The following is a 26,524-nucleotide window of genomic DNA, read 5'->3' as shown; positions in this document are numbered from 1 at the left end:
GTATAAACCATGTTCAGCTTAAAAAATAAAGTAGCGGTAATTACAGGCGGCGGCAGCGGTATCGGCAAAGCCATAGCATTGCTGTTTGCCAAACAAGGGGCCGCGGTACATATTATCGAACTAAATGCCGATGCGGCCGCGGGCGTAGTAAACGAGATAAATGAGGCTGGTGGTATAGCCGTGGCACATGCCGGTAATGTGACCGACCAGGCCGGTATAGCCGCTATATTCAATAGCATCGGCAAGGTAGATCTGCTGGTTAACAACGCGGGCATAGCGCATGTAGGTAACATTGAAAATACCAGCGAGGCTGATTTTGACCGTGTATACCAGGTAAATGTAAAGGGTGCCTATAACTGCCTTTCTGCCGCTGTACGTTTAATGAAACATCATGGTGGTGGCGCAATATTAAACATGGCATCCATAGCCGCGCATGTGGGTATAACTGACAGGTTTGCCTATACCATGAGTAAGGGCGCTATTTTCGCCATGACGTTATCTGTAGCGCGCGATTACTTGTCGAGTAACATTCGCTGCAACAGCATATCCCCGGCAAGGGTACATACGCCATTTGTGGATGGCTTTATCGCCAAAAATTACCCGGATAATCAGGCGGAGATTTTCGAGAAATTATCAAAAAGCCAACCCATAGGCCGCATGGCCAGGCCGGATGAAATAGCTTCGCTTGCCCTGTACTTATGTTCGGACGAGGCCGGGTTTATAACCGGTACCGATTACCCTATTGACGGGGGCTTTATTACGTTGAATAATTGATTTTTTAGCTATGAAATTAATAAGATATGGTGCCGCCGGTCACGAAAAAATCGGGGTACAGATTGATGGTGTTAACTACAGTACTGCCGGTTTTGGCAGCGACTATAACGAGCAGTTTTTTGAAGCAGGTGGCATCCAATCACTGTCGGCTTACCTGAAAGATAATCAGGATAAGCTGGAAAAGATTGATGAAAGCGAGCGCCTGGGCAGCCCGATAGCACGCCCGTCAAAAATTGTATGTATCGGCTTAAACTATGCCGATCACGCGCACGAAACCAATGCTCCGCTGCCGCCTGAGCCGGTGATCTTCTTTAAGAGTACCACTTCGCTGGTTGGTCCGTATGATAACGTGGTGATCCCTAAAAATTCCGTAAAAACAGATTGGGAAGTGGAGTTGGCTGTGGTTATCGGCAAAAAGGCATCATACGTTGAAGAAGCCGAAGCGGCTGATTACATAGCAGGTTATGTGCTGCATAATGACGTATCTGAACGTGAGTTTCAGTTAGAGCGTAACGGTACCTGGGATAAAGGCAAGGGCTGCGATACTTTCGCGCCGATGGGCCCGTTTTTGGCTACGCCGGATGAATTGGGCGATATTAATAACCTCAGCCTGTGGCTAAAGATTAATGGTGAAACCATGCAAAACGGGAGCACCTCGAACCTGATATTCAACATTCCGTTCCTGGTATCGTATGTAAGCCAATTCATGACTTTGCTACCCGGCGATGTGATCTCAACCGGAACACCGGCTGGTGTTGGTTTGGGCTTTAAACCGCCAATATATCTTAAACCCGGCGATGTAATGGAACTGGGTATTGACGGATTAGGCTCATCAAGGCAACTGGTAGTGGCGTATGAAAAAAATTGATTCGCACCAGCACTTTTGGTTGTACAGTCCGATAAAAGATGCCTGGATAACTGATGATATGTCGGTAATTCAACGTGATTTTTTACCAGCGGATTTAGTGGAACTGCTGCAATACAATAAAATTGACGGTTGTATTGCGGTGCAGGCCGACCAAAGTGAGGCGGAGAACGATTTTTTATTAGATCTCGCAAAAACAACGCCTTTTATAAAAGGGATTGTCGGCTGGATTGACCTGCGTGCGGATGATGTAGAGGAAAGGCTTGATCATTACCGTCAACAGAAACTGGTAAAGGGTTTCAGGCATATACTACAGGCAGAGGATGCCTCATTTATGCTAACCGATAATTTTAAAAGAGGTATATCAAAACTGGCTCAATTTGGCTTTACTTATGATATACTGATTAACGCTCATCAACTGAAGGCTGCCACTGAACTGGTAGCTGAATTTCCTGAACAAAAATTTGTGGTAGACCATTTAGCGAAACCCGGAATTAAAGCGGGCGAAATTGATACCTGGAAACAAGATATTGAGGCCATTGCATCTTACAAAAATGTATATTGCAAAGTATCAGGCTTTGGTACCGAGGCGGATTGGTACCACTGGAAACTGGAGGATGTTGTGCCTTACCTTGATGTGGTTTTTGCCGCTTTTGGCACCGGTAGGGTAATGTATGGTTCGGACTGGCCGGTGAGTTTACTGGCAGGTGGTTACAACCGCGTTATTCAAAGCCTTGAAAAATATGTACAGCGCCTTACCCCACATGAGCAGGAATTGTTTTGGGGTGGTAATGCTGCTGATTTTTATAATTTAGATAGATAAAGCTGACCTTGATGGATCTGCAACTTAAAGATAAAGTTATTATAGTAACCGGCGGTGCACGTGGTATAGGTAAGGGTATAGCTTTGGTATTAGCCCAAGAGGGGGCAACGGTAGCCATTGTTAGCCGTACCGAAGCCGAGAACCTGAAAACACTTGCCGAAATTGAAGCGGCCGGAGGGCAAGGCTTCCAGGTAGTGGCCGAACTATCAGACCCATTGGCAAGCCAGCGCGCTATTGATGCCGTTGTTGCTCAGTTTGGCCGGATTGATGGCCTGGTAAACAACGCCGGCGAAAATGACGGTGTCGGTTTACAAAACGGCGGCTATGAAAAATTCATGCAATCAATGCATAAAAACCTGGTGCATTATTATATGATGGCGCACTACGCGCTGCCATATCTGATAGAGAGCCAGGGGAGCATTGTAAATATCACCTCAAAAACAGCCGAAACCGGTCAGGGTGGTACTTCAGCTTACGCGGCTTCAAACGGGGGCCGTAACGCGCTTACCCGCGAGTGGGCGGTTGAGCTATTGCCGCATAACATCCGTGTAAACGCTGTTGTAGTTGCCGAGTGTTATACACCACTTTACGAGCGTTGGATACAAACCCTGGATAATCCGCAGGAAAAACTAAAAGAGATCACCTCAAAAATACCGCTGGGCAACCGGATGACGACTACCGAGGAATTGGGTAATACCGTAGCATTCCTGTTATCACCGGTATCAAGCCATACCACTGGTCAACTGATTTATGTGGATGGTGGTTACGTGCATCTGGACAGGGCCATATCGTAAATATTTGTACAGATGAAAGTTGGGTTATTTGTTCCGTGCTATATAAACCAGTTTTACCCCAAGGTAGCTATTGATACGCTGGAACTATTGGAGAAACTGGGAATTGATGTGGGTTATCCGCTAAACCAAACCTGTTGCGGGCAGCCTATGGCCAATTCGGGTTATGAGCATTTAACCGGTTCAACCAACGAGCTGTTTACCCAAAACTTTGCCGGGTACGATTATATTGTTTCGCCATCCGGTAGCTGTACGCTGCATATTAAGGATCATTTACACTCAGATAAAGCTCCTGCCGAAGCGAAGAACATCCGCTCACGAATTTATGAGCTGACCGAGTTTTTAACCGATATCATCAAGATTGATAATATTAAAGCCAGCTTTCCGTACCGGGTAGGGCTGCACCAAAGCTGCCATGGGCAACGTGGATTAAAACTCGCGCAAATGACGGAGCTTACCGCGCCTGCCTTTTCCAAACCCGAGCAACTGCTTAAAATGGTTGAGGGTATTGAACTGGTGCCCTTAACCCGTGCCGATGAATGCTGCGGCTTTGGCGGTACGTTTTGCGTGGCCGAAGAAGCGGTATCCGTAAAAATGGGTAAGGATAGGGTGGCTGATCACATAAAAAATAACGCCGAGTACATTACCGCGGTTGATATGAGCTGCCTGATGCACATGGAAGGCATCCTGAAACGCCAGAAAAGCCCGGTAAAAGTGGTGCATATTGCTGAAATTTTAAATGCGGCCATGGCATGAGTGCAGTAAAGGATCACGCGGCATTAGCCCAGGTTTTTAACAACGACGAAAACCGTGTAGACTGGCATGATGAAACCCTATGGTTTGTGCGTGCCAAGCGCGACCGCGCCAGCCATGGTATACCGGATTGGGAACTACTGCGCGAAACCGCATCGCAAATAAAGCATAACGTACTCTCAAACATGCATAATTATTTAGTGCAGTTTGAAGAAAACGCCCTTGCCAACGGCATCAAAGTACATTGGGCCGCTGATGCTGCCGAGCATAACGCCATTGTGCTATCCATCCTGAAAGAAAAAGGGATTGACCGCATGGTGAAAAGCAAATCCATGCTTACCGAAGAGTGCCACCTGAATGATTTTTTGCAGGATAATGGTGTAGAGGTAATTGACTCTGACCTGGGTGAACGCATCGTTCAACTGGCTAAGGAACCACCAAGCCATATTGTATTACCCTGCATCCACAAAAAGAAAGAGGAAATTGGCGACATATTTCACGAACATTTGGGTACAGCGGCCGGCGAATCTGACCCGCAGATATTGACCGAAACCGCCCGCCAGCACCTGCGCGAAGTATTTTTAACCCGTCGTGCCGCCTTAACCGGTGTAAACTTCGCCATTGCCGAAACCGGTGAGTTTGTGGTTTGCACCAACGAGGGTAATGCCGATATGGGCGCCCATTTAGCCGATGTACACATTGCCAGCATGGGCTTTGAAAAGCTGATCCCGCAGCGTAAACACCTTAGCGTTTTTCTACGTTTGCTTACGCGTAGTGCCACGGGGCAGCCCATTACCACGTATTCAAGTCATTTTAAAAAGCCGCGCCCCGGCCAGCAAATGCACATCATTATTGTTGATAATGGCCGCAGCATTCAATTAGGGCGTGAGGATTTCCGCAATTCGTTAAAGTGCATCCGTTGCGGCGCTTGTATGAATACCTGCCCGGTTTACCGGCGTAGTGGCGGGCATAGTTACCACACCGCCGTTGCCGGACCGATTGGCTCTATACTGGCACCCAACCTGGACATGAAAAAGTACGCCGACCTGCCATTCGCGTCAACGCTATGCGGGTCGTGTTCCAACGTTTGTCCGGTTAAAATTGATATTCACGATCAGTTATATAAGTGGCGGCAGGTGATCGTAAAAAACGGTTATTCCACCAAAACCAAAACCGCCATGATGAAGGGCATGACCCTGGCTTTATCATCTCCGGCAATATTTAACCTATCGGGCAAGGCAGGCAGGCTCGCCTTGAAATTTATTCCGTTCGCGGTAAATAATGGCCTTAACCCCTGGTACAAGCAGCGCGATATGCCCACTCCGCCCGAGGGTTCATTTACCGACTGGTACAAGAAGAACCGGAAAGGAGAGAAGCCATGAGCCGTGAAAGTATCCTGAAGGCAATCAAACAAAATCAGCCTGAACTAAGCCCTTTACCAAACCTGGTTGACTTCTACTTTGAAGATATTAATCCGGTAGAAAAATTTAAACAGGTATTAGAATTTATTGGCGGCAAATTGCACGCCGTAAGTAACTATGCTGAAGCTAAGGAATATCTCGATTCGGTAATGCCACCCGCAGGGCGATGGATAACGGCTGTTCCTGAATTCCGTGATCATGCTACTGTTATCGAGCCCGGAGATCCGCACCTGCTTGAAAATGTGGATGTAGCCATTATAAAAGGCCACTTTGGCGTTGCCGAAAACGGCGCGGTTTGGGTAACTGAGGATTTGATGGGTGCACGTGCTTTGCCGTTTATCACCCAACACCTTGTCATCCTGTTAAATAAAAATAATATTGTGCCGCTAATGCAGCAGGCTTACCAATTAATAGCTGATAAAGCGTACGGTTACGCCGCATTTATTGCCGGTCCGTCAAAAACGGCAGACATTGAGCAATCACTGGTGATAGGCGCGCATGGGCCGCGTAGTTTAACTGTAATTTTAACAGATTAGCAATATCAAAGCATTGTCCGCCAGTTATTTACTTAATTAAAAAAATTAAGGTTAAATTTTTATATTTTCAAAATATATGTAAATTTGACAGTTAACACAATTATAATGACCGTAACAGATATCTTCAAAAGCATTTTTGAGGCGGAGCCTTTAGTGGTGCAATCGCCGGGGCGTATTAACCTTTTGGGTGAACATACCGATTATAACGAAGGCTTTGTATTGCCTGCCGCCGTAAACAAATATGCTACGGTTGCTATAAGCGCTAACGATACCGGCAATATTGTAATGCACTCGGTGCAGTTTAATAAAACCATTACCGTGCCCCTAGCAGAAATTGCCCCGCAAACTGAAAATTCATGGACCAACTATGTATTAGGCGTTACGGACGGCTTGATACATGGCGGAAAAAAGGTAACCGGTTTTAATATCGCTGTTGATGGTGATATTCCAATCGGCGCGGGTATGTCGTCATCGGCAGGTATTTCATGCGCGGTGGCTTTCGCGCTGAACGAATTATTTGGCTTGGGTTTAAGCCGCGAGCAGTTGGCCCGCACCGCCCAATGGGCCGAGCATAATTATGCCGGTGTGGCCTGCGGTATTATGGATCAGTTTGCAAGCCTTTTCGGCAAAGCCAACCACCTGATTCAACTGGATTGCCGCAGCATTGAATATAAATACGTGCCTATCGAGATGGAAGGTTACGCGCTGGTATTGTTTAATACCAACGTAAAACATAACCTGGCCTCAACCGAATATAACCAGCGCCGCCAGCAATGCGAAAAAGGCGTTGCCCTGGTAAAAGAAAAACATCCGCAGGTAAACAGCCTGCGCGATGTAACGATAGATATGCTGCATGAACTGGTTGAACCGGTTGATGTATCAACCTATACCCGCTGCAAATACGTGGTTGAAGAGAATGAGCGCCTGCTTACCGGTTGTGATGATTTGAGCAAAGGCGATCTGGTTGCCTTTGGTAAAAAGATGTTCGCTACACACCACGGCCTGTCGCAGGAGTATAATGTGAGCTGCCCTGAGCTTGACTTTTTGGTTGATGCCGTACGCAATGATGCAGATGTATTAGGCGCACGTATGATGGGCGGCGGTTTTGGCGGTTGCACCATCAACCTGATCAAGGAAGAAGCGATAGACAGGATAGCTAAAGACCTGGCACCAAAATATGAAGCCGCTATGGGTAAACCGCTTACTACCTATGTGGTATTAACCGGCGATGGTACATCAATTGTATCAAAACCCGTAGTTGCCGCTTAACCGCTAACGCTGTAAAAACTAAGGCCGGATGTTTAATACATCCGGCCTTTTTTAATGGTATAGGGTTTGGGTTATTTGGCTTCATTAATTTGCAGCACCACGCTGTTGCGGCCTGCTTTTACATCGGGGTTGTAACCAATAGTCATCAGGAATTCGCCACTGTAGGTTTTAGTGGCATCCAGCGATGAATTGCTGCCGGGGTACAGGTTGATCTCCTTTAAAGTATAACGCTTTGCCGCATCCAGGCCTTTAAGTTTAATAGGGAGTTTGCTGCCTTCGTCATAACGGTTGTTCACCAGATAATTGAACATTACACCGTTGCTTTTTGCCTCATCAATATACATAATAGCGGCTACGCTGTTTTTACGCGGATCAGCCAAACGGTATTGTTCGCCATGCCAGATAATATCTTTCAACTGGTTATAATTTTTGATGGCATCCTGGCAAAATTTGAGTTCATCGCCGCTGAGTTTACTTACTACGATATCAAAACCCAGTTTGCCCATCATGGCCACATCCACACGGAATTTTATAGGCTGCTTGCCCCAATCGGTTACGTGGTTTGAACTTGCAATGGCAGGGTAGAAGTAAGAGTATTCCCATTGAATGAATATACGTTCCAGCGGATCGGTATTATCGCTCGGCCAAAACTCGGTAAAATATTTAAGCGCGGCATAATCAACCCGGCCGCCGCCGCCCGAACAAAGCATCATAGGTACTTTAGGATATTTGGCACGAATGCGCTCCAACACCTTGTAAAGCCCGCGCATGTACTCGATATAAAAATGCGACTGGTTTTTAAGATGTGCCGAATAGGCGTTAAAAATCACCGCGTTACAATCCCATTTAATATAAGCCAGTTCCGGATTTTTGGTGAAAAGGTCGTCAACAATACTGAATACAAAATTCTGTACCTCCGGGTTAGCCAGGTCAAGCACCAACTGGTTACGGAAGTAATGTTCGGCACGTTTGGGTTGTTTAATTACCCAGTTGGGATGCTTTTCGTAAAGTTCACTTTTAGGGTTCATCATTTCAGGCTCCAGCCAAATGCCGAATTTAACGCCATTGTTGGTAGCTTCTTTCACTAAGGATGCTACACCGTTAGGCAGCTTCTTTTTGTTTTCCTGCCAATCGCCAAGGCCTGCATTGTCGCCATTGCGGGGGTATTTGTTGGCAAACCAGCCATCATCAAGCAAAAACATATCAACGCCCAGCTTTTTGGTGTCTTTTATCAGTTCAAAAAGCTTTTGCTCCTCAAAATCAAAATACGTAGCCTCCCAGTTGTTAAGCAGGGTAAGGCGATTGCCGTTGCCATCCAGTATGCGGTAGTTGCGTGCCCAATGCTGCAGTTTTCTGCTGGCATCACCTTTACCCTTATCACTCATGGTGTATAAAAAGGCAGGTGTGGTAAACACCTCGTTCGGTTTTAAGGTATAGGCTGACGCGTAATTATTGGCACCGGCTATAATACGCAGGTTATCCTGGTTATCCAGTTCCAGGTCCGTACGGAAATTGCCGCTCCACTCCACCGAGCCGTAAATTACAGTGCCTTCGTCTTCGGTAGCGGGTTTATCTAACGATACCATGAAAACCGATGGCTGAAACAGGTTGGCCCGTGTGCCCAGCTTGGTATCCAGAGTTTTGATGCCGTGGGTAATCAGGCTTTCCTCGGGCTGCATCTCCTTAGCCCAATCACCGTGGTATTGCGTGAGGTAATACTTGGCTGCCTTTAAATAGAGGTTGGCCGAAGCGAATTTTTGCAGCACTACATTGCCCTTTTCGGTATGTTTAATGCTGCTCCATTGCTCCACCACATCCTCATTAAAGTAGCTTTTATAGTAAAGGGTAACCTCAAAATTGTAAACCGGATCTTTAAGCACCACACTTAATAACGATACATTGTTATCCGTCTTGGTCACTTTATGGCTCACATACCGCAGATCTAGCGAGTTGTTGCCATCGGCATGGGTAACCGTAATTGCCGGTTCAAAATAGCCGCGGGAGCCGGAAGTAGAATAGGCGGAGTTCGTGGTATTGTCCGTATAGTCGGCCGTTTGTTTATATACAGATGGTATTTGCGCGTAAGCCGCGGCATCATTAAGTTTTTTGCCGAGATAGATGGTGCCTACGTCTTTCTTACCGTCAACCTGTAAAACAAGTGCGTTATTTTTGGTTTCAACAGGGATGGTGATATTCTGGGCCCATGTGGTACAGGAGATGCCGAGGGAGAGCGCGAGCGTAGTAAAAGTTTTAAAGTTGATAATTGGTTGGTTAGTGTTCATTCTATAAAATTAGTATTTAATAGGTAATTACTGTCGTTTATACGGATAATTGGCAAATTGCTTTTACAGCAACAACATAAGCCGATAGGTTACATCGGACACGCTCAAACCTAATACCTGCGGCCGGGTAATCAAATGGATAATCCTATAAAATAAATGGATTATTAAGCTGCGTTTAAACTGTGAAAGCCCCGGATAGTTGACAATCCCACTTTTTAGGAATGGTATTGTCCATCAAAAAAACGGAATACTCTATTCTAAATCCTCATGCCGGGCTGTTACTTTGAAACCGTCAACAAACCAGTTAATTAACCAGTATATCCGGTAGCATTAATTTTTAAGCATTAATACATGGCGCTGCTATGTATGCTTGTTGGCAATCATCTCAAACCTAAAAGCAAGCATAAAATGCATTTATTAAAAGATAAGGTAGTTTTTATAACCGGCGGTACCGAAGGTATTGGCTTTGAATGCGCCAAAGTGTACCGCGATGCCGGGGCGGCACTGGCTATTGTATCAAACAACCCGGAGAGCATACAAAAGGCAGCACTTACGCTTAACGGTGATGACGTGTTATACCTCAATGCCGATGTATCAATGCCTGAGCAAATAGCGCAGGCAGTTGAAACCGCTGTAGCAAAGTTTGGCCGTATTGATGTGGTGCATAATAATGCCGGCATATCTGACCCGTCCAAAAACCTGCACGAAACTACTGATGACGAATGGCAGCGCCTTTTTGATGTAAACGTTAAAGGTATATTTAATACCACGCGCCATACCATACATCAGCTTATAAAAAACAAGGGCAATATTTTAAATACGGGCAGCATGGCGGGCGAAATAGGGCAGGAGATCCATGCCGCCTATAGTGCCACCAAGGGCGCTATCAGCGCGTTAACCAAATCAATGGCTATTGATTACGCCCCGCATGGCATCCGGGTGAACGCCATAGCACCTGCCGGGGTGTGGACACCCATGCTGCGCAGTTGGAGCGAGCAGCAGCCCAGCCCAGCATCTATTGAAAAATACCTGGATAGCATACATCTGCTGGGCTATTGTCCTGATGCTGATGTAATTGCCGATGCCTGCCTGTTCCTGGTATCAACGCCATCAAGATTTATAACCGGCTGTATTTTACCGGTAAGCGGCGGTGCCGAGTTGGGTTATCGTCGTAGTAATTAACCGCTTAACGCTAATTTAAATGATCAAAACTATACAAATAAAAGATGCCCGTTACCAGTTGGATGGAAACGCGGGGAGTGATGCCATTCATCGTGATCCGGTATACTCCTACGCGGTAACCTTGCTGCATGATGATAGCGGCCTTACCGGTACCGGCCTGGCCTTTACCGTGGGTAAGGGTAACGAACTGGTTTGCGCCGCCGCTAAGTTTTATGCTGATAAACTGAAGGGTTTGGATATTGAAGAGGTGATGAGCAACTTCGGCATATTGTTTAACAAGCTGGCTAACGAGCAGCAGTTCAGGTGGCTGGGGCCGCATAAGGGGGTGGTGCACCTGGCACTGGCCTCGGTAACCAACGCCTGTTATGATCTGTGGGCCAAAAAACGCGGCGTGCCGCTGTGGAAACTGCTTATTGAGCTATCGCCCGAACAAATAGTTAACACACTCGATTTAAGTTATTTAGAGGATGAGCTAACGGCTCAACAGGCGATACAACTGATTTCGACGCAGCAAAGCGGGATAACCGATCGGGAACAGATCATCCAGCGGGGCTATCCTGGTTATGATACCTCCATCGGCTGGTTTAATTACAGCGACGAAAAGGTGCGCGAAAACTGCCTTAAAGCCGTAGCTGAGGGCTTTACCGCCATGAAACTGAAGGTAGGCTCGTCTGATCCGCAGCGTGATATCCGCCGGGCGCATATCGTGCGCGAAACCGCCGGCGATGCGGTTAAGGTGATGCTTGATGCCAACCAGCAATGGAACTTACCCCAGGCCATCAGTATTTGTAACGAATTGAAAAGCATGAACCCTTACTGGGTGGAGGAGCCAACGCATCCCGATGATGTGCTTGCCCATAAAACCCTGGCCGAAGCCATTGCACCGGTAAAGCTTGCCCTTGGCGAGCATGTACCTAACCGGGTAATATTTAAAAACTATTTGCAAACCGGCGCGGCATCATTCATCCAGGTTGATGCGGTGCGCGTGGGTGGGGTGAGCGAATTTATTACCGTTAGTTTGCTTTGTAAAAAATATGGCATACCGGTGGTGCCACATGTGGGCGATATGGGGCAACTGCATCAGCACTTGGTTTTATTTAACCATATAAAACTTGGCCACGAAGCCTTATTTTTAGAGCATATTCCGCACCTGCAAAAGCACTTTGTTAACCCGGTGGTTATTGAGGGCGGATTATATAAAACACCACAGGCACCCGGCAGTAGCTGCGACCTGAAACCATTATAACCAACGGCATGATAGGTTCAGTAGATATTATAATTACAGTGCTGTATATTTTGGGCATTGTTATAATTGGCTTATGGTCGGGCATCAGGCATCAGCATAAAAGCAAGGCAAAGGGTGCCGCGGGCGAATATTTTTTAGCCGGTAAAACCCTGCGCTGGCCAACTATCGGGCTGGCCTTATTTGCTACCAATATATCATGCGTGCATTTGGTAAGCCTTGCCCAAAGCGGGTTTGATACCGGCCTGCTCAACGGCAACTTTGAGTGGATGGCATCGTTCACGCTGATATTGCTGGCGCTGTTTTTTGTGCCCTTCTATATCCGTTCGGGCGTTACCACCTTACCGGATTTTCTGGAAAAGCGGTATGACCGTGCCAGTCGGGATTGGCTGGCCTTTGTGTCGGTACTTTCAGCTATCATTATACACATCGCTTTTTCGCTTTTGGCAGGTGGTATTGTGTTACAAACCCTTTTCGGGGTTGATATGTATACCAGCGTCATCATTATTTCCTTATTAACCGCTCTATATACCGTTGCCGGGGGCTTAACAGCCGTGGTGGTTACCGAATCTATACAAACCATTGTTTTATTAGTGGGTGCCGTGATCATGTGTGTAGCGGCATGGGTAAAAATGGGTGGCTGGGAGCCGATGGTTGATGTGTTGCAGCAGCATGGCCAAATGAGCAAACTATCCATGATGCGGCCGCATGGCGATAGCAGCGGCATGCCCTGGTACTCGGTATTTTTAGGTTATCCTGTATTGGGCATCTGGTATTGGTGCGCCGATCAAACCATTGTACAGCGTGTTTTAGGCGCAAAGGATCAGGATCATGCGCGTGTAGGATCATTATTCTGCGGATTTATCAAGATACTGCCCGTATTTATCTTTGTGCTGCCAGGTTTGTTCGCGTATGCGCTATCACAAAAAGGACTGCTGGATGTATCGGCCCTGCAAACCATGGTTGATGGCAAGCAGGTGGTGAACAGTAAAGGCGTTTATACCTTGATGATAACGCAGCTCATCCCCAAAGGCTTGGTTGGGGTGTTGGTAGCAGCATTGTTATCCGGTTTAATGAGCCAGATCTCGGGCGCGTTAAACTCCATATCTACCCTGGTAAGCTATGATATTTATAAACGCTATAAACCACAGGCGACCGACAGACAATTGGTAAAAATGGGCAAAATAGCCGCTGGTGTAGCTATGCTGGTGTCGTTGTTCATGCTGCCGTTATTAAACAGTTACGAGAGTATTTTTAACGGCCTTAATGATATCATCGCTCATATAGCGCCGCCTATAACCTGCGTGTTTCTGTTAGGCATATTCTGGAAAAGGGCATCCGCGCAATCATCCAAACTTACTTTGTGGCTGGGCTCCCTTTTAGGGGTGGTGGTTTTTGTTACATCTAAACTAATGCCTGCTTCAATGATAGGGCAAATACCTTTTATGATGATGGCCTTTTACTTGTTTTGCGCTTGCGTGCTGATGCAGGTACTGTTCTCGTACGTTTACCCTGTCCGCCATACTACGGATAGCGAAACCCTATATTGGAATTCACCGTTTGATGCATTAAAGGGCCCAAGCTGGAAGGGGATAGGTAACTACAAGGTGCTGTCGGTATTGTTGCTGGTTATCATGTCGGTACTGTTTTATTTATTCAGATAAATGATGAAGCATATTATTTACGGCATCGCGCTTTGTGTGCTTACTGTTTTTGCGGGTTGTGGATCATCTGCGACAAAAGCCAAGCGCTATGGTATGGTTACCGGGGTAAAGCCTGATAAGATAGCTTATTATAGAAAGCTGCATGCCAACCCATGGCCGGGTGTGATTAAAAAAATAGCGGAATGCAACATCCATAACTATTCCATCTATCTGCAAAAAATAGATGATAAGTACTACCTGTTTAGCTACTTTGAATATACGGGTGCCAATTTTGATGCCGACATGAAAAAAATGGCTGCCGACAGCCTGACTCAAAAATGGTGGCGTGAAACAGACCCTACGCAATTGCCCTTACCCGAAGCGCTGGCACGCCACCAGGTGTGGACCGCCATGGAAGAGGTTTTTTATACGCCCTGAAAATTTATTTTAAAAATTAACCGTTTTAGCATTTTTAGGTTGTTATTATGCAATCGATTTTAGTTAATTATTGCTAAAATTTTAGCGCTATTTTATCTGAAATAGGAAAAAGGGTTTACCATAATGGAATAATCCATTATAATAAAAGGATACGTCATTTATCCGGGTAAGTAGTTGGTATACATTTGTTTCATAAGCCAAAATAAAATAAGAACAACTTAGTGTAAAAGCATTGGTACAGCCGGTGCAACCCCAATGTAGGATATAAGCCTGCACGGGCATTTTATTGCGTTTTTTTAACCAATTATTCACCACTTTTATGAGTAAACTTTACAAATTAAGTAAGCGCCTTCTGGTGTTTAAAATTCCTAAAAAACATTTACCGCTGGCCTGCTGCCTGGTGCTTTTTACATTCCTGATGGCATCGGTACAAAGTAGTATCGCACAAAGCAAGATCACGATCACAGGTAGTGTTACTGATACTACAGGCGGTATTATTGCCGGTGCTAACATTACTTCGCTAAACAAAAACGGCAAGGCCACCTCAACCGATGCAAACGGTAAGTTTGTGCTTGATGTTGAGCCGGGCACTGTTTTAAAAGTATCATTTGTAGGTTATCAGGATAAACAGGTAACTGTAAGTGCCGATCAGCGTACGTATAAAATTGTTATTAAAGAGAATGTAGCCCTTGCCGAAGAGGTAATTGTTACCGCTTACAGCCGTAAGCAAACCCGCGAAGCGCTGGTAGGTTCAGTTACCACGGTAAAACCCGGTAATTTAAAAATACCGGCAAGTAACCTGACCTCGGCCCTTGCTGGGCAGGTAGCCGGTGTAATTGCCTATACCCCAAGCGGGCAGCCGGGGCAGGATAATGCCAACTTTTTTATCCGCGGGGTAACTACCTTTGGTTATAAGCGCGATCCGCTGATTTTGGTAGATAACGTTGAACTTACCTCGTCAGACCTAGCCCGTATCCAGGTTGATGATATTGAAAGCTTCTCGATACTTAAAGATGCCAGCGCGACAGCCCTTTACGGCGCACGTGGAGGTAATGGTGTTATTTTGGTGAAAACCAAAGAGGGTAAAGTAGGTAAGGCACAGATCAATTTCAGGCTGGAAAATTCCATATCCCAATCAGCCAAAACTATTGAACTGGCCGACCCGATCACCTATATGCGTTTGTTCAATGAGGCTACCGTAACACGTAATCCGCTGGCACCACGCCCGTTCACTCAAAACCAGATTTTGAACACGCAGGCTACATTGGCCGGAGCGCCGGGCAGTAACCCATACGTTTATCCTGCGGTTGACTGGATTGACATGCTGTTTAAAGACCGCACCAACACCCAGCGCGCCAACCTGAACGTGAGCGGCGGCGGCGGTGTAGCTAAATATTATATTGCCGGTTCATACGCAAATGATAATGGTATTCTGCGTACCGATATCAGAAATAATAATAACAACAACGTTAAGTTTACCAACTATCAGTTACGCTCCAACATCAATATCAACATTACCGACAAAACGGAGCTGGTTTTAAGGCTGTCGGGTAACTTTAATGAATACAACGGCCCGCTTACTAATGATGCATCCTTCTCTACCGATTTGTATAATGTAGCGATGCATACCAGCCCGGTATTGTTCCCGGCGTATTATGAGCCTGATGAAGCCAACAAAAATACCCAGCATATTTTATTCGGTAATACACTGGCTAACGGTGGTTCACCGTCAAATAACAGCATCGGGCAAATAAATCCTTATGCCGCCTTACTGCGCGGGCATAAAAACTTTGTTGAATCGAGGATGCTGGCTCAGCTTGAATTAAACCAGGATTTGAATTTTATTACACCCGGTTTAAACTTTCACGGCTTGTTCAGCACCAACAGGTACTCATACTATACCTCTGATATGAGCTACTCTCCGTTTTATTACAATGTGGCCAGTTATGATAAACCAAGCAATGTGTACACCCTGCAATGGCTTAACCCGCAGCCGACAGGCAGTAATGTGGCTACCGAGTATTTAACATATAACCGTAATGTTGGCAGTGATAACATTAACACGTTTGTTTACTTTCAGGGTGTACTTGATTACAGCAAAAAGATAGGCGAAAATCACAACATCAGCAGTTCCTTAATAGGCACCCGCCAACAGCAGGTGTATTCTGATGCTAAAGATCCGCGATCAAATTCAACCACACTGCAATATTCATTGCCTTACCGTAATCTTACCTTGGCAGGACGTGCCACCTACTCTTATAAAAGCCGTTACTTTTTGGAATTTAACTTTGGGTACAATGGTTCCGAGCGTTTCTCAGAGGAGCACCGTTACGGTTTTTTCCCGGCGATCGGCGCGTCATGGATCATTTCCGAAGAGAAATTCTGGGGCGATCTGTACGAGGTGTTTGACAGGGTGAAGATCAGGGCCAGCCATGGCTTAGTAGGTAATGACGCTATTGGCCAGCAAAGGTTCTACTACCTGTCAGACGTTAATCTGAACGGCGGAAACTCAGCCGTATTTGGTACCAATAACGGTTATGGCCGTAACGGGGTAAGCATCCGTAACTACGAAAACCGTGATGTAACCTGGGAAACCTCGCAGCAAACAACATTGGGCTTAGAATTTACGCTGCTTAAAAACCTGAACGTAATTGCCGAGGTTTATAAAAATCACAAATACAATATTTTACAAAACAGGGCATCCATACCAACTACTATGGGCCTGGAGGCACCTATTGCCGCTAACATAGGCAAGGTTGATTCAAAAGGTATTGATCTGTCAATAGATGGAAAAAAACAATTCTCCAAAAACGCGTCGGTTTCATTACGCGGTAACTTTACTTTCGCCCAAAATAAATTTACACAGTTTGAGGAGCCGAACTATATAGAACCATACCGTTACAATGTTGGCCAATCATTAAACAGGCAGTACGGTTACGTTGCCGAGCGTTTATTTGTTGATGATAATGAGGCGCGCAACTCGCCGCAGCAGGTATTCAGCACTAATGGGCAGGCACCAATGGGTGGGGATATCAAGTACCGTGATCTTAATAACGATGGCCGTATTGATGGTGCCGACCAAACCTTTATTGGCTTTCCAACCGTACCTGAAATTGTTTACGGTTTTGGTATAACGTCACAAATAAGCAACTTCGATTTTTCTGCCTTTTTTCAAGGGCAAACAAGGGTATCCTTCTTTATTGATCCGGCCCGTACCAGTCCTTTTATCCAGAGTCCGGATTCATGGCTGCCGGGTAATACCCAGTTGTTAAAAGCCTACGCTGATAACCATTGGTCCGAAGAAAATCAAAACCTGTATGCACTTTACCCACGCCTTGGCGCTAACGGCGCGCAAATAGAAAACAACCGCCAAAACAGTACTTGGTGGATGCGCGACGGCAGCTTTTTAAGGCTGAAACAACTGGAAATAGGCTATTCCATTCCAAGAAAGTTTGCCCAGTCACTCAAGCTGCGTAACGCGCGTATTTATTTCAGCGGCCTGAATTTAGTTACCTGGAGCCCTTTCAAGCTATGGGATCCGGAGATAGGCGGCAATGGCTTTAATTACCCTATTCAGCGCGTATTTAACCTGGGCCTGAATGTCAATTTATAAATCTGAGATAAAGATGAGATCATATAAAATATTAATCTACCTGGCAGCTATTACTATGCTGGGTACATCGTGTAAAAAGTTTCTGGATGTTACGCCCGAGAATGTGGGTACTATTGATTACGCCTTCCGGAACCGTAACGAAGCCGAAAACTACCTGTTTTCATGCTATGCTACTTTGCAGCAATTCCAGTATCCGCAAAACGACCCAAGCTTTACCAGCTCAGGCGAGATCATATTCCCGAACAACCTGACCGATAACCAGGGGATAGACCCCACCGGCTTTAACCTGATAAGGGGTACACAGAACGTTCAAAACCCTGGCCTTAACTATTGGGATGGTGAAAACGGCGGGCAGGCTATTTTTACGGCGCTGCGCCGCTGCAATACCATGCTCGAAAATATCGACAAACCGATTGACCTGACCGCATCAGAGAAAGCCCGTTGGATAGCTGAAGTGAAGTTCCTGAAAGCTTATTACCATTACTACCTTTTCCGGATGTATGGGCCGATACCTATCTCTGACAAGAATTTGCCTATCACCAGCTCAACTGAAGAGGTTAAGGTAAAACGTGATCCGGCGGACTCGGTAGTAAACTACATTGTGCGTTTGCTGGATGAATCGGCACCTGACCTGCCTGTGGTGATACAAAACCAAGTGCGCGAGCTTGGCCGCATTACCCGCCCTATAGCGCTTGCTGTAAAGGCGGATGTACTGGCAACCGCTGCCAGCCCCATGTTTAACGGCAACCCCGACTTTGCCGGTTTAGCCAATAAAGATGGCCAGGCTTTATTTAGCAATACCTACGATGCCACCAAGTGGGATAAGGCTGCCGCGGCCTGCCAGGCAGCTATACAGCTATGCGAGGCAAACGGATTTGCCCTGCATACTTTTAACGCCCCCGCAAATATTCCTACTAATTTAAGTGATTCGTTAAGGCGGGTGCTTACCCTGCAAACCGCTATTACCGAAAAGTGGGAACTGAACAAGGAACTGATATGGGCGCTAAACCCGGTATTTGGTTACGGCAGGCAGGAGTATAATATGCCGCGCCTTACAGCCAAAGCCGCCGCTAACCTGATTGCCCAGGGCACTTTTGCCGCGCCAATAGCTCAGCAGGAGCTGTTTTATACCAATAACGGTGTGCCTATTAATGAGGATAAAACCTGGGATTATAACAACCGTTACAACCTGCGCACCGGCGATGAGGATAACCGCTTTTACATTCGCAATGGCTACCAAACCGTAAGGGCGCACTTTAACCGCGAGCCGCGCTTTTATGCCGATTTGGCTTTTGATGGCGGTATATGGTATGGTAACAACGTGTTTAACCAGGAGAATGCTTTATATGTACAGGCACGCAGCAGCAGCTCATACGCCGGGCCAAAAGATAACATCCGCATAAACGTAACGGGTTACTGGGCCAAAAAGCTGGTTAACTACCAAACCGTTTATGATGAGAACATGACCTGGGTTGATTTCAGGATGCCGCTTATCAGGCTGGCCGGGCTTTACCTGCTGTATGCCGAGGTGCTTAACGAGCAGGGTAAACCCTTTGCCGAGGTTGTGCAATACATTGACCCTGTGCGCCAGCGTGCCGGTTTACCCGGCGTGGTTAATGCCTGGAGCACTTATTCGCGCAATGCATCAAAATATGCTACGCAGGATGGTATGCGCCAGATCATACACCAGGAACGCCGCATCGAGCTGGCTTTTGAAGGCCAGGCCGGTTGGGATCTGCGCCGCTGGAAAGAGATTCAGAACGTAATGAGCAGGCCAATGCAGGGCTGGAATATTTATGAGGAGCAGGCGCTTAACTACTACCGTCCGCGTACCATACTTACGCCGGTGTTTAACGTGCGTAACTACCTGTGGCCAATAAAAAATAACGATTTGATAGTGAACGGAAATCTTGTACAAAATCCTAACTGGTAAACAAGGTAAATCTCAAATAATATGAAACGTATTAAATATTATATAGCGGTTACAACAGCCCTGGTTTTACTGGTTGTTGCTGCCTGCAAAAAAAACGAAGGGTACAATACCTCCCCTATATCCGGCGATACTACCAAGCCGGGCGTGGTAACTGATGTTAAGGTGGATAACTTTAACGGTGGCGCGTATATTACTTATGACTTGCCCAACTCCGAAAATATATTGTATGTGCTGGCACAATACAATATTCGCGATGGGGTAAAACGCGAAACCAAATCATCATACTATACTGATACGGTTACGGTAAACGGTTTTGCCGCTTCTGCCGATTATGATGTAACACTTTATACAGTATCAAGGGCCAACGTAATGTCTGATCCGGTTAAGGTTACGGTGCATCCGGACACACCTGTTTACCAGTTGATCAGGCCGTCTATTGATGTAAATGCCGATTTTGGTGGTGTAAACGTACAAGCCTTAAATCCCCTCAAAAAGGAAATAGGCATTATTATTACCGCGTTTGACCCGACAACCAACTCCATGGAAGTGCAGGATCAGTTTTTCACCAAGTCCGACACGATCAATTATTCCATCCGGGGCTACAGTACCGATCCCCGTCAGTTTGGGGTTTACGTAACCGATCAGTGGGGCAATATATCAGATACCCTGAAAAGAGAGATCAGCCCGCTGTATGAGGAGTTGTTGAACAAAGATTTGTTTAGTGCCTTTAACCTTCCGAGCGATACGCCGATAGGTTACGGCTGGCAGCTACCAAACCTGTGGAATGGTACCGAGAACGGTGATGGCTGGCATACGCTGCCGGGTGAAAAACCACCGTTCGTATGCTCATTTGATGTTGGCAAGGTTTACAAATTAAGCCGATTTGTAATGTGGGAGCGTTTTGGCGAGTGGGCTTACGGCCACGGCAACCCGCGCGATTTTAGTTTATGGGGCACCAAGGTTGCCAATCCGCGCGATGCGCAACTGCCGGTTTCATCGCCTGCCGGTACTGTGGTGGGCGACTGGATAAACCTGGGCAACTTCCATTATCCTGATCCGCCGTCAGGCTCGCCGCCGGGATCAACCACGGCATCTGACGAGGCCTTTGTACGTGCCGGCGTAAACTTTAACGTTCCGTTTGATGCGCCTACGGTAAGGTTTATTCGCCTGGCGGTTAACAAAACATGGTCCGGTGGTGATATCGCCCACGTTATGGAGCTCTCATTGTATGGAAATCCACAGTAATAATCAATAAAAACGACTAAGATGAAGACCCTGAAATATTGTTTAATTATCTGTGCAACGTTCGCTGTTATTTACGGCTGCGGAAAAAAGGATACAGAATTCCGTGAATTTTTCGACGGTAAGGAAATCACCTACACCGGTGCCGTGGGCGATGTTACCTCGCAACCCGGTGACCTGCGCGTTGGCCTTAAATGGAAAGCCAGTACCGACCCAAGCATTACCAAATATATTGTATATTGGAATAACAAAGCCGATTCGCAAATTGTAAACCTGACCCAAAAGCAGGATACCATCAGCACCGTGATCAGCGGCCTGCGCGAATATGTTTATTCGTTTGCTATCTATTCTTTTGATGCAAAGGGTAATAAATCCATTGCTAAAGAGGTAAACAACGTAAAGGTTTACGGGCCAATTTATAATGGTACGTTGCTTAATAGAGCTTATGATGTTGAAAACGCTTTTAACATTAACCGTGATGGATCGGTTAAGTTGAATTTTATCACACCAGATACCATCAACATCACAACCGAAATAAAGTATACTACCAATGCCGGCGAAACCAAAACTGCCCAGCTAAGCCCTGATAGCAGTAGCATAACCCTGCCAAACGTAAAAATAGGCTCAGTGGTAACTTATAAATCATTTTTTATACCTGAAAGAACATCAATTGATACATTCGCAGTTGCCGATTACAGCGATTATCCAACTATTGAGTACAGGTATGTAAAATGTAATAAAGGACTATTTGCAGAGGTAAGCCGATCACTTAGTCAATATGATGTAGGTGTTTTAAGTGCAGATGAAACTCCTTTTAAAAAACTATGGGACAATTCTAATGGACCTCAAGGTTATCCTAATATCTTTCATAGTAACGACCAGCCTCTGCCACATCAAATAACTTTTGATTTAGGACAACAGTATGAAAATCTTGGTCAAATGGAAGAAACAGGCCGGAATTGCTGCCATAATCCTGATCGGTTTGAAGTATGGGGTATCAGTGAACTGAAAGAACATGATACATCTTTAAAACCAAACGATGCCGGCTGGGCAGATGAAATGCGTTCTAAAGGTTGGTCCTTGTTAAAAGATGTGGTTAGAAATGATGATGGTCAGCAAGCCTTAAAATTTGATTTGAATACTGCGCAAACATCCATACGTTACATCAGAATACGCATAAAACATAATGCTAATGGTAACGACTCTAACAGCAACATGAGTGAAGTGACTTTTTGGAATAAACAATAAACTAAACAGGCCTGCGCAGAATTAAATCTGTGCAGGCTTTTTATTTTTTGCTATGCGACGACTCCTCATCCTTTTTTGCCTCTGCCTAACCACGGGTGCATTTGCTCAAACCCCAGTTAAAACGCCGCCATCAGCCATAAATAGTTTTATGGATAAGCGGTTCGGTATGTTCATTCACTTTGGGCCGGTTACCCTGCGTGGTACCGAGATAGGGTGGAGCCGCAATAAGGAAGTGCCCGAGGCGGATTATGATTCGCTGTACCGTGAGTTTAATCCGGTTTTGTTTGATGCTGACCAGTGGGTAAAAACTGCTAAAGATGCCGGCATAAAATACCTGGTAATAACCGCCAAACACCACGACGGCTTTTTGCTATGGCCTTCTGCAGTATCAGCCTATAACATTAGCCGTACGCCTTTTAAAAAGGATATGGTAGGCTTGCTGGCAAAGGCCTGTAAAAAGCAGGGCATCTCATTTTGTATCTACATGACGGTGCTTGACTGGCACGACCCGGATTACCCGATCCACAGTTCGTACGATACATTGCATAATGTGAAAGGCAACATGCCCCGGTTTGTGAACACGATGAAAAGTGAACTTACCGAATTGATTACCCGCTATAAGCCCGACATGCTTTGGTTTGATGGTTATTGGGAAAAGCCCTGGACCAATGCGTATGGCAATGAGATCTATCAGCATATTAAAAAGCTCGACGCCCGTATCGTAGTAAATAATCGTCTCGGTAAAGAGAGTGAGAAGCTGAATGAAAATTCGGTAGGCGATTTTTTGACACCGGAGCAACGGATCGGCACTATCAATATGCTGGAACCCTGGGAGAGTTGCATTACCATTTGTAACCAATGGGCCTGGAAGCCTAACGACCAGATGAAGCCGTTAAAGGAATGTATACAAACGCTGGTAAAAACAGCGGGCGGTAACGGTAACCTGCTGTTTAATGTTGGCCCCATGATGGACGGACGAATAGAACAACGCCAGGTTGACCGGCTTAAAGAAATGGGTAGCTGGCTATCCCAATACGGCGAAGCTATATACGGTACTAAGGGCGGCCCATATCTCCCAAATGATGTTTATGCCGCTACACGCAAAGGCAATAAAATATACATTCATATATTTAAGCCGGTTGGTAACAGCCTTACACTGCCTGTACTGAAAGGCGTTACCGTTAAAAGTGCCGGCCTGTTGGGTGGAGCCCCTTTAAAATTTACAACGGCAAACGGCCTGCAAATTACCATGCCGGATAAATTGCCTGATGATAACTGTACCGTTATCGCCTTAAATATTATTGGAGACGCGGAACAATTACCGGTTGTTAAGTAGCCGCTACTACATCGCGCTTAGCTGTAGACCGGTATTGCTCGGGCGACATACCCATGAATTTTTTAAATAGCCGCGAAAAATAGTATTGGTCTTCGTAACCCAAACTATTGGCCACTGTCTTTATCCTGGTTTCTTCTGAAAAAAGGAGCTGACAGGCCTTCTGCATCTTCAGGTTGATAAAATAGTCAATAGGCGGCATGCCCGTTGCTTTACGGAAAAGTATGGAGAAATACGAGCTTGACAGCTTATGCTGGTTGGCCATATCATCAACGCTGAGTTTTTTATCAAGGTTGGCGCGCATATGGTTTATGGTGAGAGTAATTACATCTGTGCTTTCATCACGCGCTACCGCGATGTGCCGTTCGGGGAATAAAAAATTAGCGATAAAGTTATACAGGCAAAAATTGGCGTTGCATAAATTTTCGGTACTGTAACCCATCTCCAGGCTGTCGTACATATTGTTCCAAAGGTCAATAGCCTTGGCATTAAAGGGTATGGTTACCGCGCCTTTTGTATTATTTACGTTTAAAAACCGGTTAAAATCGAGAATATTGATGCCGTTAAAGTGTACCCAGTAAATGGTCCACGGTGTTTCGGCATCGGCCCAGTAGCGCATGTATTTATCGGTAGCGGCCACTAGTATGTATTGATTGGCGTTTACCTCGATACGCTTATCATCGATCACAAAGTAACCTTTACCCTGCACGCAGTATATCAGTATATTATCCTCACAGCCCTTGCGCCGCTCGCGGTAATGGTATGATGCACGTGGGAAATAGCCTATCTGGGCAACATATATCTGGAAAAAGCCGGGATCTTTCTTAAAAACATCCTTCCATATTTTAGGGGGGATGCTAATGATCTTTTCACCCTCAAAGCCATCTCTTCTCTTGAAAGCAATGTTGTTCATCAATATACTGAATTAAAAAAGCAGGATTGCTACGCAGGGTTTATAGCTGCGATGTGCTATTATAGTACATTTGTATATTCCATCAAAAACCTGATGGCAGTTTAGCTAAAATCAAATAATAGTTGGTATATATCGCTTATTCGCTACGCTTACAGTTAGCTGATATTATTAAATCCGATTTTTAAAAAATAGTATAATCCATCTAATTTAATGGTTTATCCATTTTAAGGGTACATGCCCGGCTATAACTTTATCTCAACCAATATATGACCATTTACCGCCACAGATTTATTGTATACCGCAGGTTTGTTTTAATAGTACTGTTAAGTGTGCTTTACACGGCATCAGTAACCGCGCAAACTACCTGGAAAGGTTTTGTGCAAACGCATGTAACCATAGCCGGGCATCAGGCTTATTATGTGAAGCCCAAAATAGCTTTGCCGGGCAGGCCCTGGGTATGGCGCGCCTCATTTGCCGATTGGCATACCGGTATAGATAGCTTGCTGCTTACGCGCGGCTTTTATGTAGCTTATATTAGTGTTGATGATCAGTACGGCAGCCCCTATGCCATGCAGGTATGGGATAGGTTTTATAACTATTTAACTGATACGGTGCAGTTTGCACCAAGGGCAGCCTTAGAGGCGGTTAGTCGTGGTGGTTTGTATGCTTTGGGCTGGGCAAAACGCAACCCCGATAAGGTTAGCTGCATTTATGCAGAAACTCCGGTTTATGATATTAAAAGCTGGCCGGGCGGCAAAGGCAAAAGCCCGGGCGATACAACTGCATGGAAACAATTAAAACAGGTTTATCATTTTACGGAAGCCGAGGCGTTGGCTTATAATGATAACCCATTAGATAACCTGGAAGGGCTGGCATCGTTCAGGGTGCCGGTGTTGAACATGATCGGGTTGGAGGATAAGTTGGTGCCGCCTGCTGAGAATAGCCTGCCGTTCGCTCAAAAATATATTGCTGCCGGTGGGCCGGTAACAACCTACCCGGTAACCGAAGGCCCGCAGGAGCTAAACGGCCATCATGTGCCCGACAAGCATAACGACGAATGGGCCGATTTTATTTACTATAATTCTTACCCCGTAAAAAAGATACTGCCTTATACCGATTACTATAAATTGCGAAACGGGGTGAATAATTTTTATCACGCGGCGGCCATCAACAAGAAAGCAACGGTAGCTTTTTTAGGGGGATCAATCACCTTTAACCCCGGCTGGCGCGATAGGGTGTACCAGTATTTAAAGGAGCGTTTTCCGCAAACCAAGTTCAGGTTTATTATGGCGGGCATTCCATCGCTGGGCAGTTTACCGCATGCGTTCAGGCTACAACGCGATTTGCTGGATAGCGGCAAGGTTGACCTGTTATTTGTTGAAGCCGCCGTAAACGACCGGGTAAACAAAACGGATAGCCTAACACAGGTGCGGGCTTTAGAGGGCATTATTCGCCATGCCCGTAAAACCAACCCGCAAATGGATATGGTGATGATGGCGTTTGCCGATCCGGATAAAACTAATGATTATAACGCGGGTAAGCAACCCGTCGAAATAACCAATCATGAACTGGTAGCTGAACATTACTGCCTGCCATCCATCAACATTGCCAAAGGTGTTAAGCAAAAACTGGCCAACAAGGAATTTAACTGGAATGATGATTTTAAGGATCTGCACCCGGCCGTTTTCGGGCAGGAACTTTACTTTGCCTTTATCAAGTCGCTGCTCACGGATTGCTTTGCTAATGTATCTGCGAAAGCGAAAAAATATACCTTGTCCAAGCCGCTTAATGGATATGCTTTTGAGCGCGGACAATATTACAACATCACCAATGCCAGGCACGATGATAAATGGAAGATAGACCCTAACTGGCAGCCTGCCGATGGCTTAGGCACGCGGCCAGGTTTTGTAAATGTACCCATGTTGGTGGCAACCACGCCCGGCGCTACGCTCAACCTTTTGTTTAAGGGTAATGCCATCGGTATTGCCATAGTTTCGGGTGCTGATGCGGGTATCATTACCTACTCAATTGATGGTGCGCCGGTTAAGCAGGCCGACCTGTATACCGAGTGGAGCGGCTTTTTACACCTGCCCTGGTATGTGTTGCTGGGCAGCGGCTTAAAAAACGGCGACCATACCCTGCAAATAAAGGTAAGTGCCGACAAGAATGCCAGAAGCAAAGGCAACGCCTGCCGCATAGTTAATTTTCTGACCAATAAATAA

At 45.9% G+C, this 26,524-nt stretch carries 20 protein-coding genes; 18 read left to right on the top strand and 2 right to left on the bottom strand.

Translation table 11 applies throughout. The features are described 5' to 3' along the window. Nucleotides 1-9 precede the first annotated feature (9 nt). The 8 genes from AC3WJC_RS10640 (at nt 10) to galK (ending at nt 7,232) form a co-directional block, all read left to right on the top strand. Nucleotides 10-774, top strand: a complete 765-nt coding sequence (locus tag AC3WJC_RS10640; RefSeq protein WP_492399083.1) for an SDR family NAD(P)-dependent oxidoreductase — start codon at nt 10-12, stop codon at nt 772-774. Between the two features lie 10 nt (nt 775-784). Beyond that, nucleotides 785-1,642: a fumarylacetoacetate hydrolase family protein gene (locus AC3WJC_RS10635; protein WP_492399082.1), complete on the top strand. Its 858-nt coding sequence runs from the start codon at nt 785-787 to the stop codon at nt 1,640-1,642. Then, nucleotides 1,629-2,462 (top strand): amidohydrolase family protein, encoded by an 834-nt coding sequence (locus AC3WJC_RS10630; RefSeq protein ID WP_492399081.1) that lies wholly within the window; start codon nt 1,629-1,631, stop codon nt 2,460-2,462. The genes AC3WJC_RS10635 and AC3WJC_RS10630 overlap by 14 nt, the downstream gene beginning before the upstream one ends. Before the next feature lie 11 nt (nt 2,463-2,473). After that, a complete protein-coding gene (locus AC3WJC_RS10625; RefSeq protein WP_492399080.1) occupies nt 2,474-3,256 on the top strand; it encodes an L-fucose dehydrogenase in 783 nt (260 codons plus the stop codon). 12 nt (nt 3,257-3,268) lie between these two features. Then, nucleotides 3,269-4,009 carry a (Fe-S)-binding protein gene (locus AC3WJC_RS10620; protein WP_492399079.1) on the top strand — a complete coding sequence of 247 codons (741 nt, stop codon included), beginning with the start codon at nt 3,269-3,271 and terminating at the stop codon, nt 4,007-4,009. Beyond that, nucleotides 4,006-5,388, top strand: a complete 1,383-nt coding sequence (locus AC3WJC_RS10615) for a lactate utilization protein B (protein WP_492399078.1) — start codon at nt 4,006-4,008, stop codon at nt 5,386-5,388. Before AC3WJC_RS10620 ends, AC3WJC_RS10615 begins: the two co-directional genes overlap by 4 nt. Continuing rightward, on the top strand, nt 5,385-5,963 hold the full coding sequence (locus AC3WJC_RS10610) for a LutC/YkgG family protein (RefSeq protein ID WP_492399077.1): 579 nt from the start codon (nt 5,385-5,387) through the stop codon (nt 5,961-5,963). Before AC3WJC_RS10615 ends, AC3WJC_RS10610 begins: the two co-directional genes overlap by 4 nt. 105 nt (nt 5,964-6,068) lie before the next feature. Beyond that, nucleotides 6,069-7,232: a galactokinase gene (galK, locus tag AC3WJC_RS10605; RefSeq protein WP_492399076.1), complete on the top strand. Its 1,164-nt coding sequence runs from the start codon at nt 6,069-6,071 to the stop codon at nt 7,230-7,232. A gap of 71 nt (nt 7,233-7,303) precedes the next feature. Here galK and AC3WJC_RS10600 read toward each other — a convergent pair whose 3' ends face one another. After that, nucleotides 7,304-9,514 carry an alpha-galactosidase gene (locus AC3WJC_RS10600; RefSeq protein ID WP_492399075.1) on the bottom strand — a complete coding sequence of 737 codons (2,211 nt, stop codon included), beginning with the start codon at nt 9,512-9,514 and terminating at the stop codon, nt 7,304-7,306. A 408-nt stretch (nt 9,515-9,922) separates the two neighbouring features. Here AC3WJC_RS10600 and AC3WJC_RS10595 point away from each other — a divergent pair, with 408 nt between their 5' ends. From AC3WJC_RS10595 to AC3WJC_RS10555, 9 genes are all read left to right on the top strand, one after another. Then, the gene (locus AC3WJC_RS10595) at nt 9,923-10,696 is read left to right on the top strand and encodes an SDR family NAD(P)-dependent oxidoreductase (protein ID WP_492399074.1); all 774 of its coding nucleotides are present in this window, start codon (nt 9,923-9,925) and stop codon (nt 10,694-10,696) included. A gap of 19 nt (nt 10,697-10,715) precedes the next feature. After that, entirely contained in the window at nt 10,716-11,942 is a 1,227-nt protein-coding gene (locus tag AC3WJC_RS10590) for an enolase C-terminal domain-like protein (RefSeq protein ID WP_492399073.1), read from the top strand. Nucleotides 11,943-11,950: 8 nt separating this feature from the next. Next, nucleotides 11,951-13,603, top strand: a complete 1,653-nt coding sequence (locus AC3WJC_RS10585; RefSeq protein WP_492399072.1) for a sodium:solute symporter — start codon at nt 11,951-11,953, stop codon at nt 13,601-13,603. Further along, nucleotides 13,604-14,020: an L-rhamnose mutarotase gene (locus tag AC3WJC_RS10580; protein WP_492399071.1), complete on the top strand. Its 417-nt coding sequence runs from the start codon at nt 13,604-13,606 to the stop codon at nt 14,018-14,020. A 319-nt stretch (nt 14,021-14,339) separates the two neighbouring features. Continuing rightward, on the top strand, nt 14,340-17,633 hold the full coding sequence (locus tag AC3WJC_RS10575) for a SusC/RagA family TonB-linked outer membrane protein (RefSeq protein WP_492399070.1): 3,294 nt from the start codon (nt 14,340-14,342) through the stop codon (nt 17,631-17,633). A gap of 13 nt (nt 17,634-17,646) precedes the next feature. Beyond that, on the top strand, nt 17,647-19,566 hold the full coding sequence (locus AC3WJC_RS10570) for a RagB/SusD family nutrient uptake outer membrane protein (protein ID WP_492399069.1): 1,920 nt from the start codon (nt 17,647-17,649) through the stop codon (nt 19,564-19,566). A gap of 21 nt (nt 19,567-19,587) precedes the next feature. Continuing rightward, a complete protein-coding gene (locus tag AC3WJC_RS10565; RefSeq protein ID WP_492399068.1) occupies nt 19,588-20,811 on the top strand; it encodes a DUF5000 domain-containing lipoprotein in 1,224 nt (407 codons plus the stop codon). Nucleotides 20,812-20,832: 21 nt separating this feature from the next. Then, on the top strand, nt 20,833-22,056 hold the full coding sequence (locus AC3WJC_RS10560) for a DUF4998 domain-containing protein (protein WP_492399067.1): 1,224 nt from the start codon (nt 20,833-20,835) through the stop codon (nt 22,054-22,056). A 148-nt stretch (nt 22,057-22,204) separates the two neighbouring features. Further along, a complete protein-coding gene (locus AC3WJC_RS10555) occupies nt 22,205-23,392 on the top strand; it encodes an alpha-L-fucosidase (RefSeq protein ID WP_492399066.1) in 1,188 nt (395 codons plus the stop codon). On the opposite strand, the gene AC3WJC_RS10550 is transcribed toward AC3WJC_RS10555, so the two are convergent. Continuing rightward, complete coding sequence (locus tag AC3WJC_RS10550; protein ID WP_492399065.1) at nt 23,385-24,302, bottom strand: AraC family transcriptional regulator; 918 nt, start codon at nt 24,300-24,302, stop codon at nt 23,385-23,387. The two genes, AC3WJC_RS10555 and AC3WJC_RS10550, sit on opposite strands and share 8 nt — an antisense overlap. 266 nt (nt 24,303-24,568) lie before the next feature. Between AC3WJC_RS10550 and AC3WJC_RS10545 the strand changes: the two genes are divergently transcribed. Beyond that, nucleotides 24,569-26,524 carry an SGNH/GDSL hydrolase family protein gene (locus AC3WJC_RS10545; protein ID WP_492399064.1) on the top strand — a complete coding sequence of 652 codons (1,956 nt, stop codon included), beginning with the start codon at nt 24,569-24,571 and terminating at the stop codon, nt 26,522-26,524.

The organism is Mucilaginibacter sp. FW306-07-L, assembly GCF_058782065.1.
This window is presented reverse-complemented; position numbering and strand designations above follow the sequence as displayed.

Excerpts from the sequence above, each read along its gene's own strand:
- AC3WJC_RS10640 (WP_492399083.1), top strand. The coding sequence starts at position 10 with ATGTTCAGCTTAAAAAATAAAGTAGCGGTAATTACAGGCGGCGGCAGC.
- AC3WJC_RS10625 (WP_492399080.1), top strand. The coding sequence starts at position 2,474 with ATGGATCTGCAACTTAAAGATAAAGTTATTATAGTAACCGGCGGTGCA.
- AC3WJC_RS10555 (WP_492399066.1), top strand. The coding sequence starts at position 22,205 with ATGGATAAGCGGTTCGGTATGTTCATTCACTTTGGGCCGGTTACCCTG.
- AC3WJC_RS10595 (WP_492399074.1), top strand. The coding sequence starts at position 9,923 with ATGCATTTATTAAAAGATAAGGTAGTTTTTATAACCGGCGGTACCGAA.
- galK (WP_492399076.1), top strand. The coding sequence starts at position 6,069 with ATGACCGTAACAGATATCTTCAAAAGCATTTTTGAGGCGGAGCCTTTA.
- AC3WJC_RS10615 (WP_492399078.1), top strand. The coding sequence starts at position 4,006 with ATGAGTGCAGTAAAGGATCACGCGGCATTAGCCCAGGTTTTTAACAAC.
- AC3WJC_RS10590 (WP_492399073.1), top strand. The coding sequence starts at position 10,716 with ATGATCAAAACTATACAAATAAAAGATGCCCGTTACCAGTTGGATGGA.
- AC3WJC_RS10580 (WP_492399071.1), top strand. The coding sequence starts at position 13,604 with ATGATGAAGCATATTATTTACGGCATCGCGCTTTGTGTGCTTACTGTT.
- AC3WJC_RS10620 (WP_492399079.1), top strand. The coding sequence starts at position 3,269 with ATGAAAGTTGGGTTATTTGTTCCGTGCTATATAAACCAGTTTTACCCC.
- AC3WJC_RS10585 (WP_492399072.1), top strand. The coding sequence starts at position 11,951 with ATGATAGGTTCAGTAGATATTATAATTACAGTGCTGTATATTTTGGGC.
- AC3WJC_RS10610 (WP_492399077.1), top strand. The coding sequence starts at position 5,385 with ATGAGCCGTGAAAGTATCCTGAAGGCAATCAAACAAAATCAGCCTGAA.
- AC3WJC_RS10575 (WP_492399070.1), top strand. The coding sequence starts at position 14,340 with ATGAGTAAACTTTACAAATTAAGTAAGCGCCTTCTGGTGTTTAAAATT.
- AC3WJC_RS10635 (WP_492399082.1), top strand. The coding sequence starts at position 785 with ATGAAATTAATAAGATATGGTGCCGCCGGTCACGAAAAAATCGGGGTA.
- AC3WJC_RS10560 (WP_492399067.1), top strand. The coding sequence starts at position 20,833 with ATGAAGACCCTGAAATATTGTTTAATTATCTGTGCAACGTTCGCTGTT.
- AC3WJC_RS10545 (WP_492399064.1), top strand. The coding sequence starts at position 24,569 with ATGACCATTTACCGCCACAGATTTATTGTATACCGCAGGTTTGTTTTA.
- AC3WJC_RS10550 (WP_492399065.1), bottom strand. The coding sequence starts at position 24,302 with ATGAACAACATTGCTTTCAAGAGAAGAGATGGCTTTGAGGGTGAAAAG.
- AC3WJC_RS10565 (WP_492399068.1), top strand. The coding sequence starts at position 19,588 with ATGAAACGTATTAAATATTATATAGCGGTTACAACAGCCCTGGTTTTA.
- AC3WJC_RS10630 (WP_492399081.1), top strand. The coding sequence starts at position 1,629 with ATGAAAAAAATTGATTCGCACCAGCACTTTTGGTTGTACAGTCCGATA.
- AC3WJC_RS10570 (WP_492399069.1), top strand. The coding sequence starts at position 17,647 with ATGAGATCATATAAAATATTAATCTACCTGGCAGCTATTACTATGCTG.
- AC3WJC_RS10600 (WP_492399075.1), bottom strand. The coding sequence starts at position 9,514 with ATGAACACTAACCAACCAATTATCAACTTTAAAACTTTTACTACGCTC.